Source organism: Enterobacter cloacae complex sp. SHL021 (assembly GCF_049237765.1).
GTDB classification, from domain to species: domain Bacteria; phylum Pseudomonadota; class Gammaproteobacteria; order Enterobacterales; family Enterobacteriaceae; genus Enterobacter; species Enterobacter cloacae.
Map to the genome: position 1 here is coordinate 142,837 of NZ_JBMKJG010000001.1, position 14,483 is coordinate 157,319.

11 protein-coding genes and 1 pseudogene are annotated in these 14,483 nt (G+C 54.2%); 3 read left to right on the forward strand and 9 right to left on the reverse strand.

Translation table 11 applies throughout. From position 1 onward, the window contains the following. The first annotated feature begins 123 nt into the window (after window positions 1-123). Both ACOTZF_RS00615 and ACOTZF_RS00620 read left to right on the forward strand, forming a co-directional pair. Window positions 124-675, forward strand: a complete 552-nt coding sequence (locus ACOTZF_RS00615) for a YcbK family protein (protein WP_013097290.1) — start codon at window positions 124-126, stop codon at window positions 673-675. A gap of 20 nt (window positions 676-695) precedes the next feature. Next, window positions 696-1,343, forward strand: coding sequence for an MBL fold metallo-hydrolase (locus ACOTZF_RS00620; RefSeq protein WP_013097289.1), 648 nt, complete (start codon window positions 696-698; stop codon window positions 1,341-1,343). Window positions 1,344-1,401: 58 nt separating this feature from the next. Here the strand turns inward: ACOTZF_RS00620 and ACOTZF_RS00625 are convergent, their stop codons facing one another. From ACOTZF_RS00625 to pncB, 4 genes and pseudogenes are all read right to left on the reverse strand, one after another. Further along, on the reverse strand, window positions 1,402-2,592 hold the full coding sequence (locus ACOTZF_RS00625; protein WP_029882979.1) for an amino acid aminotransferase: 1,191 nt from the start codon (window positions 2,590-2,592) through the stop codon (window positions 1,402-1,404). A gap of 184 nt (window positions 2,593-2,776) precedes the next feature. Further along, window positions 2,777-3,865, reverse strand: a pseudogene (locus tag ACOTZF_RS00630) (porin). Between the two features lie 605 nt (window positions 3,866-4,470). After that, window positions 4,471-5,871 (reverse strand): asparagine--tRNA ligase, encoded by a 1,401-nt coding sequence (gene asnS / locus ACOTZF_RS00635; RefSeq protein WP_129317739.1) that lies wholly within the window; start codon window positions 5,869-5,871, stop codon window positions 4,471-4,473. Between the two features lie 165 nt (window positions 5,872-6,036). Continuing rightward, complete coding sequence (pncB, locus tag ACOTZF_RS00640; protein ID WP_029882976.1) at window positions 6,037-7,239, reverse strand: nicotinate phosphoribosyltransferase; 1,203 nt, start codon at window positions 7,237-7,239, stop codon at window positions 6,037-6,039. 255 nt (window positions 7,240-7,494) lie between these two features. Between pncB and pepN the strand changes: the two genes are divergently transcribed. Then, complete coding sequence (gene pepN, locus ACOTZF_RS00645) at window positions 7,495-10,107, forward strand: aminopeptidase N (protein ID WP_058661619.1); 2,613 nt, start codon at window positions 7,495-7,497, stop codon at window positions 10,105-10,107. A 51-nt stretch (window positions 10,108-10,158) separates the two neighbouring features. Here the strand turns inward: pepN and ssuB are convergent, their stop codons facing one another. Genes ssuB through ssuE form a run of 5 tightly spaced genes read right to left on the reverse strand, consistent with a single transcriptional unit; the run spans window position 10,159 to window position 14,399 of the window. Further along, on the reverse strand, window positions 10,159-10,929 hold the full coding sequence (gene ssuB / locus ACOTZF_RS00650) for an aliphatic sulfonates ABC transporter ATP-binding protein (RefSeq protein ID WP_129252581.1): 771 nt from the start codon (window positions 10,927-10,929) through the stop codon (window positions 10,159-10,161). After that, a complete protein-coding gene (gene ssuC / locus ACOTZF_RS00655; protein WP_095452837.1) occupies window positions 10,926-11,717 on the reverse strand; it encodes an aliphatic sulfonate ABC transporter permease SsuC in 792 nt (263 codons plus the stop codon). Before ssuC ends, ssuB begins: the two co-directional genes overlap by 4 nt. Before the next feature lie 9 nt (window positions 11,718-11,726). Beyond that, window positions 11,727-12,872 carry an FMNH2-dependent alkanesulfonate monooxygenase gene (ssuD, locus tag ACOTZF_RS00660; protein WP_058661615.1) on the reverse strand — a complete coding sequence of 382 codons (1,146 nt, stop codon included), beginning with the start codon at window positions 12,870-12,872 and terminating at the stop codon, window positions 11,727-11,729. Next, on the reverse strand, window positions 12,869-13,831 hold the full coding sequence (locus tag ACOTZF_RS00665) for a sulfonate ABC transporter substrate-binding protein (protein ID WP_129252583.1): 963 nt from the start codon (window positions 13,829-13,831) through the stop codon (window positions 12,869-12,871). The genes ssuD and ACOTZF_RS00665 overlap by 4 nt, the downstream gene beginning before the upstream one ends. Next, window positions 13,824-14,399 (reverse strand): NADPH-dependent FMN reductase, encoded by a 576-nt coding sequence (gene ssuE / locus ACOTZF_RS00670; RefSeq protein WP_129252585.1) that lies wholly within the window; start codon window positions 14,397-14,399, stop codon window positions 13,824-13,826. Before ssuE ends, ACOTZF_RS00665 begins: the two co-directional genes overlap by 8 nt. Window positions 14,400-14,483: the final 84 nt, after the last annotated feature.

Consider the following 14,483-nt stretch of genomic DNA (forward strand, 5'->3'; position numbering starts at 1 on the left):
GATATGGCTGGAAGCCGCGTATTTGCTGGGGTTGGGTGCCTTGACGTCGTCGGCTTTGCCAGTTAAGGTGCCCTTCGTGCGCTAAGCATATTACGATTTCTTTGACCTGTAGACCTGATTATCATGGACAAATTTGACGCTAATCGCCGCAAACTGCTGGCGTTAGGTGGCGTTGCGCTCGGCGCAGCGGCCATCCTGCCGACGCCAGCATTTGCCACCCTCTCGACACCTCGTCCGCGTATTTTAACGCTCAACAATCTGCATACTGGTGAGTCGCTAAAAGCGGAATTCTTCGATGGCAGAGGCTATATTCAGGATGAATTAGCAAGACTTAACCATTTTTTCCGTGATTTCCGCGCGAATAAAGTAAAAGCCATCGACCCAGGATTATTTGACCAGTTGTTCCGCCTTCAGGGCCTGCTGGGTACCAGCAAGCCGGTGCAACTCATTTCCGGTTATCGTTCCATTGATACCAATAATGAATTGCGCGCCCGCAGCCGTGGGGTAGCGAAAAAAAGCTATCACACCAGGGGACAGGCAATGGATTTCCATATTGAAGGCGTTTCGTTAGCCAATATTCGCAAAGCCGCGTTATCTATGCGCGCAGGTGGTGTAGGATATTACCCAAGTAGTAACTTTGTGCATATTGATACCGGTCCAGTTCGGCACTGGTAATAACGAAACACAGGAGCAGTATGAACTATCGTATTATTCCGGTTACGGCGTTCTCCCAGAATTGTTCATTGATCTGGTGTGAGCAAACCAAACTGGCCGCGCTTGTCGATCCCGGCGGTGACGCTGAGAAGATCAAACAGGAAGTTGCAGAAAGCGGTGTGACGCTGATGCAGATTTTACTGACGCATGGTCACCTTGACCATGTCGGCGCAGCGGCGGAGCTGGCACAGCACTATGGAGTGCCGGTGATCGGTCCGGAAAAAGAAGATGAGTTCTGGCTGCAGGGTTTGCCAGCCCAAAGCCGCATGTTTGGCCTCGATGAGTGTCAGCCATTGACGCCCGATCGCTGGTTAAACGAAGGAGAGCGTGTGAACGTAGGGAATGTGACTTTACAGGTGTTGCATTGTCCTGGGCATACGCCAGGCCATATTGTCTTCTTTGATGACCAGTCCCGTCTGCTGATTTCCGGAGATGTGATTTTCAAAGGTGGCGTAGGGCGCAGCGATTTTCCGCGTGGCGACCACGGACAGCTGATCCAGTCGATTAAACAGAAGTTATTGCCACTGGGTGATGACGTGACGTTTATCCCTGGACACGGCCCGATGTCGACGCTGGGCTACGAGCGGGTGCATAACCCCTTCCTTCAGGATGAAATGCCTGTCTGGTAAATCCGGATAATAAAAAAAAGCCTGCATCGTGCAGGCTTTTTTGTGGGCGCTAATTACATTACAGTACGGCGACAATCGCTTCACACAGTGGCGCCATGTTGTCAGGGGTCATACCTGCAACGTTCACGCGGCCAGAGGCCACGGCGTACACGCCAAACTCTTCACGCAGACGCAGAACCTGTTCTTTGGTCAGGCCACTGAAAGAGAACATACCGTTTTGCTTAGTAATAAAGCTGAAATCACGGTCTGCACCTTTCTCTGCCAGGGTGTTCACAAACAGCAGGCGCATGCGCTGAATACGCTGACGCATATCGTTGAGCTCTTGCTCCCAAATCGCGCGGAGCGCATCGTTGCTCAGGATGGTGGCAACGACAGAGGCACCGTGTGCTGGTGGGTTAGAGTAGTTAGCGCGGATAACTGATTTCATCTGGCTGAACGCACGATCGGCAGTCTCTTCGTTTGCTGCGACCAGCGTACAGGCACCAACACGCTCATTGTACAGGCCAAAGTTCTTGGAGTAGGAGCTAGCAACGATCAGCTCCTGATGGACGGCTGCGAAAGCGCGCAGACCTTCAGCATCTTCTTCCAGACCACGGGCGAAGCCCTGGTAAGCGAAGTCAAACAGCGGCAGCCAGCCTTTTTCGACAGACAGTTTCGCCAGCTGTTCCCACTGTTCAAGCGTTGGATCAATGCCGGTTGGGTTGTGGCAGCAGCCGTGGAACAGGACCACGTCGCCCGCCTGGGCTTCACTCAGGCTCGCCAGCAGACCGTCGAAGTCCAGAGCGTGGTTTGCGGCGTCGTAGTAGGCATATTCGCGCACTTCCAGACCCGCAGAGTTAAAGACGCTCTTATGGTTCGGCCAGCTTGGGTTGCTTACCCATACGCGCTTAACAGCGGTATTTTTTGCAAGGAAATCCGCCGCCACGCGCAGTGCGCCGGTACCTCCAGGCGTTTGTGCTGTGCGCGCGCGTTTGTCGCTCACAATTGTACTACCTTTACCGAACAGCAGCTCCTGCGTGCAACGACCAAACTCAGGGATACCATCAATACCGAGGTAGTTCTTGGTGGTTTCATTTTCCAGCAGATACTGCTCAGCTTTTTTTACGCTGGTCAGTACCGGGGTTTTGCCGGTTTCATCTTTATATACACCAATACCCAGGTTGATTTTGCCAGGGCGGTCGTCGGCACGAAACAGATCGGCCAGGCCCAGAATAGGGTCGGCAGGAGCGGCGGTAATGTTCTCAAACATGACGAAGTTCCATTGTGATTACAGAAGTGAAATCCGCTATCAGGTTAACGGTAGATTTACAAAATGCCAACCGTTTGCGACGAAAAGCGTGCGGCTTTTCAAAAGTCGCCATTATTTTCTGTCAGGCATAAAAAAACAGGGCCGAAGCCCTGTTCATTAAGCATATAACAAAGTGGTGTACTGATTAGAACTGGTAAGTTACAGCCATTGCAACCTGGTCGTCTTTACCGTTCACGATACCCACGCTACGAGAGTAGTCGGTGTCGTCGATCAGGTTCAGCTGGTAGTCAACATAGATGTTGAAGTTTTTGTTGAAGTAGTAAGTCGCACCGAGTTCAACAAATTTCTGCAGGTCAGCATCACCGCCCGCGAAGGTGCCGCGCTGAGCCAGGTTTTTACCTTTAGACTGAACGTAGGACACGGATGGACGCAGACCGAAGTCGAACTGGTACTAAGCGATAACTTCGAAGTTCTGAGTTTTGTTTGCGAATGAACCGTCTTCTTCACGGGTCATGTTGCGGGTTTCAGCGTAGGTGGTTGCCAGGTAGATGTTGTTCGCGTCGTACTTAGCACCAACAGCCCATGCTTCCGCTTTCTCGCCTTTACCGTCAGCGGTCTGCAGGTTAGTACGGTCAGAGTTGCTGTATGCGCCGATCAGGCCGAAACCTTCGCCGAATTCATAACCAACAGAGGTACCAAAACCGTCACCGTTAGCGGTTCTAACGTCGGTACGATCGTTTTTACCCTGATACTGCAGGCCCAGGCTCAGACCATCAACCAGACCGAAGAAGTCAGAGTTACGATAGGTCAGAACGCCAGTAGTACGGCCGGTCATGAAGTTATCAGAGTAGTTAGCCCAGGTCATACCTGAGTAGGATGGCGCCATATCGGTGTAAGATTCTACATCGTAAACGATACCGTAGTTACGGCCGTAGTCGATGGAACCTGCATCACCAGCTTTCAGGCCAGCGAACGCCAGACGGGTACGCTGAGTCTGGCTGCTTTCTGGCTGGCTTGCCAGAGCACGGTATTCCCACTGGCCGTAACCGGTCAGTTGGTCATTGATTTGGGTTTCGCCTTTGAAACCGATCTGAGCATAGGTCGCATCGCTGCTGTCTGTGTTGTCACCGGAGGTCACGAAATCGTGCTCACCAACCACTTTCCCGTACAGATCCAGTTTGTTGCCGTTTTTGTTATAGATTTCTGCAGCGTTAGCTGCACCGGCTACCAGCAGGGCAGGGATTACCACTGCCAGAATATTGCGCTTCATCATTATTTATTACCCTCATTGGTTTTTTTATGACACTCGCCACTGCCGCCAATAAATTCCGTCAATAAATATTTCCGGAACTATTGATGAGAGTTTGGTGTCTTTATGTATCTGTCAGGCATCTTTCCATTCATAGAACCGTTTCGCTAGCCTGAAAGTGCTACAGTTTTCAAGATTGAGTAACAAAAAGAAATTATATGTAACTAAATGTGTATTTTTCGGAACTTTGTGAACCACCTCAAATTTCAGAAAGACCTGGCGATTTAAACGGCAAGCAGATTCCTATATATATGAATTCCTTATAATTAATTTAGATAAAGGCAATTCGTATACGCGCACCTTCAACGACTCATTTTTTCTTATGACCCAAAAAGGACTTCTGGATGGCTGTGATTTTGGTTGAAATTTGTGCTATTGCTTGAGGATTAAATAATCGCAATAAGAATAGGGTTTATTTTTTGTTCGTAGATATTTCGTGGAAACAAAACGTAACAACTAGTGGTTGTGACGGGGTCAAAGTTGAAAGGTGCTTACTTTACGCTGACGAAAATTGACAGAGCAGAATAAAATAATGGCCAGCAAATGCTGGCCATTATGATTTTGGTTACTTAGAAGCTGGCATTACGCGGCGTACGTGGGAACGGAATAACGTCACGTACGTTCTGAACACCTGTGACGTAGGCGATCAGACGTTCGAAGCCCAGACCAAAGCCTGAGTGTGGCACAGTACCGTAACGGCGCAGATCGCGATACCAGCTGTAATCCGCCGGATTGAGCCCCATCTCTTGCATGCGTGCATCCAGCACGTCCAGACGCTCTTCACGCTGGGAACCACCGATAATTTCACCAATGCCCGGCGCCAGTACGTCCATTGCGGCAACGGTTTTAACGTCTTCGTTAAGGCGCATATAGAACGCCTTAATGTCTTTCGGGTAGTTTTTCACAACAACCGGTGCTTTGAAGTGCTTCTCAGCCAGGTAACGCTCATGCTCGGAAGAGAGATCCACGCCCCAATAAACCGGGTTCTCAAACTTCTCACCGCATTTCTCGAGAATAGAGACCGCATCGGTGTAATCCACCTGGGCAAAGTCGGAGGAAACAAAGCGCTCCAGACGTGCAATCGCTTCGTTATCGACACGCTCAGCGAAGAATTTCATATCATCAGCACGTTCTTCCAGTACCGCTTTGAAGACGTACTTGAGCATGGCTTCCGCCAGGCCAGCGACATCGTTCAGATCTGCGAAAGCCACTTCAGGCTCCAGCATCCAGAATTCTGCCAGGTGGCGGCTGGTGTTGGAGTTTTCCGCTCGGAAGGTTGGGCCGAAGGTATAGATTTTAGACAGCGCACAGGCGTAGGTTTCGCCGTTGAGCTGGCCGGATACCGTCAGGAAGGCTTCTTTACCAAAGAAGTCTTTGTCAAAGTCCACTTTACCTTCCGGCGTGCGCGGCAGGTTTTCCAGATCCAGCGTAGAAACGCGGAACATCTCGCCAGCGCCTTCGGTATCGGAGGCGGTGATCAGCGGGGTAGATACCCAGAAATAACCCTGCTCATCGAAGAAGCGATGCAGTGCCTGCGCCAGCGTGTGGCGGACACGGGCCACCGCACCAATCAGGTTGGTGCGTGGACGCAGGTGAGCCACTTCACGCAGATATTCGATGCTGTGACGTTTTGCGGCCATCGGGTAGGTATCAGGATCTTCAACCCAGCCGGTTACTTCAACGGCAGTGGCCTGAATTTCGAAACTCTGACCCTGGCCCGGTGATGCGACAACCACGCCGGTAACAATTACGGAACAACCGGTTGTCAGGTGCAGAACGTCATCATTGTAATTGGGCAGAGAATTATTAATGACGGCCTGTACAGGATCAAAGCAGGAACCGTCATAGACGGCAAGGAAGGAGATGCCAGCTTTAGAATCTCGGCGGGTACGCACCCATCCGCGCACGGTGACTTCTAGGTCTTCGGCGACACGGCCCTGGAGTACGTCGGCTACAGGCACAACGCTCATAATATTCTCTCTGTTAATAGTCGGAAAAAATAAACACTTGTCCACCCAAATGGGGGGATATCTATGTTACCTGCCATCCGCTATCAGACAAGTAAATTTCGCAGTCAAAAGAGAAGAATTAAGAAATAAATAAGAAGTAGGGAGCCATTTGGCTCCCTTAAGCGCTTAACTGGCTTTTTTGACCTGAGGGAGATCGAAAGCTTTGCGTAACGCGCGGACAAACGCTTTGTCATGACAGATGGTTTTACCCGGGCTATCGGAGAGCTTGGCTACCGGCTTGCCGTTACATTCCACCAGTTTTATCACGATATTCAGCGGTTTTACCTGAGGGATGTCGCAGGTTAAACGGGTGCCAATCCCGAAGCTCAGGTTTACTCGGGTACTGAAATGGCGATAGAGTTCAACCGCTTTCGCGAGATCGAGGTTGTCGGAGAAGACCAGCACCTTGCTCATCGGGTCAATGCCGAGTTTTTCGTAATGCGCGATCGCCTTCTCACCCCATTCAACCGGATCCCCGGAGTCATGACGTAACCCCTGGTAACGCTCAGCGAACTCAGGGCCGAAATCACGCAGGAACGCATCCATGGTGATGCAGTCGGTCAGGGCGATGCCGAGTTGATTCGGATACTCGTCAAGCCACGCGGCCAGTGCGGCGCGTTGGCTGTTGGCCAGATCAGGGCTGATCTGCTGATGCGCCTGGAACCATTCGTGTGCCTGGGTACCCATTGGTGTCAGGTTCAGACGACGTGCCAGATCGTAATTACTGGTGCCCACGAACCACGACTCTTGCTGCAGACGCTGAACAATGGCCTGCTGAACGTCGCGGGAGAAACGGCGACGCGTGCCAAAGTCCATCAGACGGAAGCGGGACATATCCAGCCCATCCGTCAGGGTGGCAAACCCCGCGAGTTTGTTTTCCAGCGCGGCCAGTGCCTGAGTCACCCCTGTTTCCGGCGAACGGTAGCGGTGAGCCAGCTCGCTGATCACAGCCAGCAGCGGAACTTCCCACATGATCACTTCACGCCATGGGCCTTCAAGGCGAATATCCAGCTTGCCGTTATCATTCGTGACGGTGACCTGCTCTGGCTTATAACGGAAGTCGCGCAGCCAGTTCAGATAGTCCGCTTTAAAGAAAGGCAGGCCGGAAAGCCACTGGTATTCGTCGTCCTGCAACGTCAGATGCTGCATAGCATCGACCTGTTCACGAATGGAATCTGCGTAGATACCGAGCAAGTCGTCGCCACGGCAGCGGAATTCCGCCGCAACATCAACATCATAGTAATGGTGGAAAACGGCTTGCTGCATGTGCAGTTTATACGCGTCGGTATCCAGCAACGTATGCAGAACAGGAGAAGCGAATCGAGTCATAGGTGCGCAGTAGCATCCTCTCACAGGAGCGTTTAGTACAATAAACAACTCCGGAGTATACCTTGTTTAGTGATTTATTGAACCCCGATCACAACATAAGCGCTCTTTATGGTCGAGGGCATTTTGTGCCCCGTGTTATACAAATGTAGCAAAAAGGGTGTTTGTACCTGAAAAGATGAACATTCTGCATAGCGCGATCTACACAACAGGAATAGACTGGAATCGTTATTCGACAAACGATGCATAAGGTTTTCTATGACACAACAGCCACAAGCCAAATACCGCCACGACTATCGTGCGCCGGATTACCTGATTAGCGATATCGATCTGACTTTTGACCTGGATGCCACTAAAACCGTTGTGACGGCGGTAAGCCAGGTGACGCGCCAGAGCGCGACGGCAGTGCCGCTGCGTCTGGATGGTGAAGACCTGACGCTGGTCTCCCTGCATATTAATGATGCAGCCTGGACTGACTATAAAGAAGAAGACAACCAGCTGGTGATCGATAACCTGCCGGAACGCTTTACGCTGCGCATCGTGAATGAAATCAGCCCTGCCGCCAATACGGCGCTGGAAGGGCTCTACCAGTCTGGCGTGGCGCTGTGCACCCAGTGTGAAGCGGAAGGTTTCCGCCACATCACCTGGTATCTTGACCGTCCGGACGTGCTGGCGCGCTTTACCACCAAAATCATCGCGGATAAAACGCTTTATCCTTTCCTGCTCTCTAACGGTAACCGCGTGGGTGAGGGTGAGCTGGAAAACGGCCGTCACTGGGTACAGTGGCAGGATCCGTTCCCAAAACCATGCTACCTGTTTGCGCTGGTGGCGGGTGATTTCGACGTCTTACGTGACACCTTCAAAACCCGTTCTGGCCGCGAAGTGGCGCTGGAACTGTTCGTTGACCGTGGTAACCTCGATCGCGCGCCATGGGCGATGACCTCGCTCATCAACTCCATGAAATGGGACGAAGAGCGTTTTGGTCTGGAATACGATCTCGACATCTATATGATTGTCGCCGTCGACTTCTTCAACATGGGCGCGATGGAGAACAAAGGTCTTAACATCTTTAACTCCAAATACGTGCTGGCCCGTACCGATACCGCCACCGATAAAGACTACCTCGATATCGAGCGCGTTATTGGCCACGAATATTTCCATAACTGGACCGGTAACCGTGTCACCTGCCGCGACTGGTTCCAGCTGAGCCTTAAAGAAGGCCTGACCGTATTCCGTGACCAGGAGTTCAGCTCCGATCTGGGCTCGCGGGCGGTTAACCGCATCAACAACGTGCGCACCATGCGTGGGTTGCAGTTCGCGGAAGATGCCAGTCCGATGGCGCACCCAATTCGTCCGGACAAAGTCATTGAGATGAATAACTTCTACACCCTGACGGTGTATGAAAAAGGGGCGGAAATTATCCGTATGATCCACACCCTGCTGGGCGAGGAGAACTTCCAGAAAGGGATGCAGCTCTATTTCGAGCGTCACGACGGCAGCGCCGCCACCTGCGATGATTTTGTGCAGGCAATGGAAGATGCGTCGAATGTGGATCTCTCTCACTTCCGCCGCTGGTACAGCCAGGCCGGTACGCCGATTGTCACCGTTAAAGACGATTACAATCCGGAGACCGAGCAGTACACCCTGACCATCAGCCAACGCACGCCGCCAACGGCTGAGCAGGAAGAAAAATATCCGCTGCACATTCCGTTCAGCATTGAACTGTATGATAACGAAGGCAAAGTGATCCCGCTGCAGAAGGGCGGCCACCCGGTACACAACGTGCTGAACGTGACCCAGGCAGAGCAGACCTTTATCTTCGATAACGTCTATTTCCAGCCGGTGCCTGCGCTGCTGTGTGAATTCTCTGCACCAGTAAAGCTGGAGTACAAGTGGAGCGATCAGCAGTTGACGTTCCTGATGCGTCACGCGCGCAACGATTTCTCCCGCTGGGATGCCGCGCAAAGCCTGCTCGCGACATACATCAAGCTGAACGTTAATCGTCATCAGCAGGGCCAGCCGCTGTCGCTGCCGGTTCACGTGGCTGACGCGTTCCGTGCGGTTCTGCTGGATGAACAGATTGATCCGGCCCTCGCGGCTGAAATCCTGACGTTGCCGTCCGCGACCGAAATCGCCGAGCTGTTCGAGACCATCGATCCTATTGCCATCGTGGCTGTGCGTGAAGCGCTGACCCGCACGCTGGCGGCCGAACTGGCGGATGAGTTCCTGGCGATCTACAACGCCAACAAGCTGGATGCGTACCGCGTGGAACATGGCGACATTGGTAAACGTTCCCTGCGCAATACCTGTCTGCGCTACCTGGCCTTTGGTGAAACAGACCTGGCGAACACGCTGGTGAGCAAGCAGTATCACGAAGCGGATAATATGACCGACGCGCTCGCAGCCCTGGCGGCAAGCGTGGCAGCCGAGTTACCGTGCCGTGATGCGCTGATGCAAGAGTATGACGACAAGTGGCACCAGGATGGCCTGGTTATGGACAAGTGGTTCATTCTGCAGGCGACTAGTCCGGCAGCCGATGCGCTCAGCAACGTGCGCAGCCTGCTGAAGCATCGCTCCTTTACCATGAGCAACCCGAACCGCGTCCGCTCCCTGATTGGCGCGTTTGCCAGCAGCAACCCGGCTGCGTTCCACGCGGAAGACGGCAGCGGTTATCAGTTCATGGTGGAAATGCTGACCGAGCTGAACAGCCGTAACCCGCAGGTGGCATCACGTCTGATTGAGCCGCTGATCCGCCTGAAACGCTACGATGCGCAGCGCCAGGCGAAGATGCGTGCCGCGCTTGAGCAGCTTAAAGGGCTGGAAAATCTCTCTGGCGATCTGTACGAGAAGATTTCGAAGGCGCTGGCGTAATATAAACGTTAATCCCACCCTCTCCCCGTGGGAGAGGGCCGGGTGAAGGCATCAGGCATTAGCCGTAATCAAGGCGCGCTCATTCACACCGCGCCTCATCACTCGCTCCAGCACCTCCGCTTCCAGCTCTGCCAGTCTGGCCGATCCCACACGGCGAGGGCGTGGAATATCTACCGTCAGATCCAGACCAATTTTTCCCTCTTCTATCAACAGCACCCGGTCGGCCATGGCGACGGCTTCGCTCACGTCGTGCGTCACCAGCAGGACCGTAAAACCGTGCTCCTGCCAGAGCGAGGCAATTAAATCCTGCATTTCAATCCGCGTCAGGGCATCAAGTGCCCCGAGCGGCTCATCGAGCAGCAGCAGGCCTGGACGATGTATCAATGCCCGCGCCAGCGCTACGCGCTGTTTTTGCCCGCCAGATAGGGCAGCAGGCCAGTCACCGGCGCGATCCTCCAGCCCGACGGCGGCCAGCGCCTGACGCGCCTCCTCCAGCCAGTGACCTTTCAGCCCCAGCCCGACGTTATCGATCACCGTTTTCCAGGGCAGCAGGCGCGCATCCTGAAACATCATGCGGGTATCATCCTGAATATTGGCCAGCGGCGTTGTCCCTGCCAGAATCTCCCCTCCATTCGGCGCTTCCAGTCCGGCTAACAGACGCAGCAGCGTACTCTTGCCGCCGCCGCTGCGGCCGACAACGGCCACAAATTGTCCGGCGGGGATATGCAGATCCAGGGCGTTAAGAATGGTTTTGTCGCCGTAGCGTTTCGTGACGCCGTTAAGTAACAGCGGTGTCCCCTGAGTGAGTCGGGCGGTATTCATGCTTTCGCCTCCTGAGAGAAATAGGCCGGGTTCCAGCGCAGCCAGCTGCGTTCCAGCCACTGGGCGCTGACGTCAGCAAGTTTGCCCAGCAGGGCATAAAGGATAATGGCGACTACCACCACGTCCGTTTGCAGGAATTCGCGGGCGTTCATTGCCAGATAGCCAATGCCGGAGTTGGCTGAAATGGTCTCCGCGACGATCAGCGTCAGCCACATCAGGCCGAGCGCAAAGCGAACGCCAACCATAATGGAGGGCAGGGCGCCCGGCAGCAGCACGTGGATAAACAGGGCAAATCCTGATAATCCGTAGCTGCGTGCCATCTCAACCAGCCCGCGATCGATATTGCGGATCCCATGCCAGGTATTGATGTAAATCGGGAACAGCGTGCCCAGCGCCACGAGGAAAATTTTGGCGCTCTCATCAATACCAAACCACAGAATGACCAGGGGGATCAGCGCCAGATGCGGTACGTTGCGCAGCATCTGAATGGAGGTATCCAGCAACCGTTCCCCCCAGCGGGACAGGCCGCTGATCAACCCCAGCGTCAGGCCGATGCTCCCGCCGATGGCAAACCCAATCACCGCGCGCCAGGAGCTAATGGCCAGGTGCTGCCACAGCTCGCCGCTGGCACTCAGCGACCAGAAGGCTTCGATTACGCCCTCCGGAGAGGGCAGGATACGGCTCGACAGCCAGCCGGTGGAGGAGGCCAGTTGCCAGATAAGGACGATGCCGACAGGTAAAAACCACGGGGCGGCGCGCAACAGCCATTTTTGTGAGGTGAGAGACATAGCCACTCCTTAGCTTTGCGCGACTTTACGCGGAATAAACTCGTTGGCCACGGCTTCGCCCTGAAGCTGCAGCTGGCGGGGCTGCGGAATGTCCGGGATAGCGACATCCAGATGCGGGAACAGCAGTTCACCCACTTTGTATGCCTCCTCAAGATGCGGATAGCCCGAGAGGATAAAGCTGTCGATACCCAGCTCAGCATATTCATTGATACGCGCCGCCACGGTCGGGCCGTCACCCACCAGCGCAGTACCCGCACCACCACGTACCAGGCCGACACCCGCCCAGAGATTGGGGCTGATCTCCAGATTCTCGCGTTTGCCGTTATGTAACGAAGCCATCCGGTGCTGTCCTACGGAGTCGGTTTTCGCAAATGCCGCCTGCGCTTTGGCGATGGTCTCATCGTCCAGATGCGAGATCAGCCGGTCAGCGGCCTGCCAGGCCTCTTCGTTGGTTTCACGCACAATCACGTGCAGGCGAATGCCAAAGCGCACCTTTCGGCCGTGGGCGGCGGCTTTGGCCCGCACCTGGGCAATTTTCTCTTTCACCAGTTCAGGTGGCTCCCCCCAGGTCAGATAGAGATCGACCTGTTCTGCCGCCAGATCCTGTGCCACATCCGACGATCCGCCGAAGTAGAGCGGTGGACGCGGCTGCTGTACCGGAGGAAAGTAGAGTTTCGCGTCGCGAACATGAATATGCTTGCCATCAAAGGTGACCGTTTCCCCCTCAAGCAGACGTCGCCAGACGCGGGTAAACTCGGCGGAGGCCTCATAGCGTTCCGTATGATCGAGGAATACGCCGTCACCGGCCAGTTCCTGCGGATCGCTGCCGGTGACCAGGTTAAACAGCGCGCGTCCGTTGGAGAGCCTGTCGAGCGTTGCCGCCTGACGTGCGGCAACGGTCGGGGAAACCACGCTCGGACGTAATGCCACAAGGAATTTCAGGCGCTGGGTGACCGGGATCATCGACGCGGCGACCAGCCAGGCGTCTTCGCACGAGCGTCCGGTGGGGATCAGCACGCCGGTGAAACCGATTCGGTCTGCCGCCTGCGCAATCTGCTGCAGATAGCCGTGGTCAACCGGGCGCGACCCCTCTTCGGTGCCAAGATAGTGTCCATCGCCGTGGGTGGGTAAAAACCAGAAAAGATTCAGACTCATGATTTGGCTCCTTCTTTAGCTGCGGGTTGCCAGATGCGTTCGCGAATGTTCACCTGTTTTGGGACTAAGCGGTTTTGATAAAAGAGGTCGGCAGTCTGTTGTTGCAGGGCTGCGACATGTGCGTCCACCGGGATAATGGTGGTGGGTGGACGGTGGTTGAGGTAGCTCGCGATCACCGCCTCCGGTAAGCCCATGGTTTTCGCCAGCAGGGTGATGCTCTCCGGGCGCTGGCTTTGCGTCAGGGTATCGGCCTCGGTAAAGGTATTCAGGACCTCCTGAACAAAGGCACCGTTTTTCTCTGCATACGGACGGGCTGCCAGGTAGAACGAACCGGTCTGTTTCAGGGTAGTGCCATCTTTCAATACCCGTACGCCGCCCTGAAGTAATGCCGCGGAGTAGTAAGGATCCCAGATAGCCCACGCATCGACATTGCCTTGCTGGAAGGCGGCGCGGGCATCAGCTGGGGTCAGATAGACGGGCTGAATATCGGTGAACTTTAGCCCGGCCTCCTGCAGAGCGCGGAGTAGCAGGTTGTGCGAGCTGGAACCTTTCTGGAATGCGACTTTGTGACCTTTAAGTTCGGCGACATTTTTAATGGCGCTATTTTCCGGCACCAGAATCACCTCGGCTTTGGGTTTCGGTGGCTCAACGCCAACGTAGACCAGATCGGCCCCGGCCGCCTGCGCAAAGATCGGTGGAATATCGCCAGTACTGCCTAAATCAATGCTTCCAACGTTCAGCGCCTCCAGCATTTGTGGCCCTGCAGGAAACTCCACCCAGGAGAATTTGGTCTGTGGGAAGCGTTTTTCCAGAAGCTGGTGGTTTTTTGCCAGCACCATACTGACGCTGCCTTTCTGGTAACCAATGCGCAAACTGTCAGGTACCGTCTCTGCTGCATGGGTCAGGGACGAGAGTGCGAGCAGACCAGCCAGGCTGATACGGGTAAGTGTTTTAAACATGTGCGACTCCTTGTGGCTGTCCAAACGCAGGTGCCTGAATATCGCGACGGTGCAGGGCATGCCAGAATGTCTCCAGCGCACTGTCGAGTCGGGTTTGCAGATTCGGTGTGAAATGCGGTTTGTGCTGGTAATCGATAACCTGCGAGTCATCGGCAAAAACGCCGTGCAGGATCTCCTGCGCCTTCAACGCGTTCAGTACTGGCTTCAGGGCGTAATCCACGGCCAGTAAATGCGCAACCGTACCGCCCGTAGCCAGCGGCAACACCACTTTTCCATCAAGTGCACGTTCAGGCAGCAGATCGAGCAAGGTTTTCAGTGCGCCGGAAAATGAGGCTTTATAAATCGGGGTCGCGACGATAAGCCCGTCAGCACTTTTTAGCTGTTCAATCAGGGTTTTCAATGCCGGACTGTCAAAGCGCGCGTAGAGCAGATCCTCAGGTTCAAAGTTGTGCAGATTCCAGTGGCACACTTCCACATCCAGAGCATTAAGCCTTTCGCGGGCATATTCCAGCAGGGCGCTGGAACGAGAAGGGAAACGTGGACTTCCGGCCAGGGTGATGACGCGCATGTGTGCTCCTTATAACTAATTGTTTGCTTTTATCTAACATTCATAACAATTTTCAGGAGTGTGACACTGCGTGGTTATTCCACT

Coding starts and splice junctions, on each gene's coding strand:
- pepN (WP_058661619.1), top strand. CDS start 7,495: ATGACACAACAGCCACAAGCCAAATACCGCCACGACTATCGTGCGCCG.
- pncB (WP_029882976.1), bottom strand. CDS start 7,239: ATGACTCGATTCGCTTCTCCTGTTCTGCATACGTTGCTGGATACCGAC.
- asnS (WP_129317739.1), bottom strand. CDS start 5,871: ATGAGCGTTGTGCCTGTAGCCGACGTACTCCAGGGCCGTGTCGCCGAA.
- ACOTZF_RS00620 (WP_013097289.1), top strand. CDS start 696: ATGAACTATCGTATTATTCCGGTTACGGCGTTCTCCCAGAATTGTTCA.
- ssuC (WP_095452837.1), bottom strand. CDS start 11,717: ATGTCTCTCACCTCACAAAAATGGCTGTTGCGCGCCGCCCCGTGGTTT.
- ssuB (WP_129252581.1), bottom strand. CDS start 10,929: ATGAATACCGCCCGACTCACTCAGGGGACACCGCTGTTACTTAACGGC.
- ssuD (WP_058661615.1), bottom strand. CDS start 12,872: ATGAGTCTGAATCTTTTCTGGTTTTTACCCACCCACGGCGATGGACAC.
- ssuE (WP_129252585.1), bottom strand. CDS start 14,399: ATGCGCGTCATCACCCTGGCCGGAAGTCCACGTTTCCCTTCTCGTTCC.
- ACOTZF_RS00665 (WP_129252583.1), bottom strand. CDS start 13,831: ATGTTTAAAACACTTACCCGTATCAGCCTGGCTGGTCTGCTCGCACTC.
- ACOTZF_RS00615 (WP_013097290.1), top strand. CDS start 124: ATGGACAAATTTGACGCTAATCGCCGCAAACTGCTGGCGTTAGGTGGC.
- ACOTZF_RS00625 (WP_029882979.1), bottom strand. CDS start 2,592: ATGTTTGAGAACATTACCGCCGCTCCTGCCGACCCTATTCTGGGCCTG.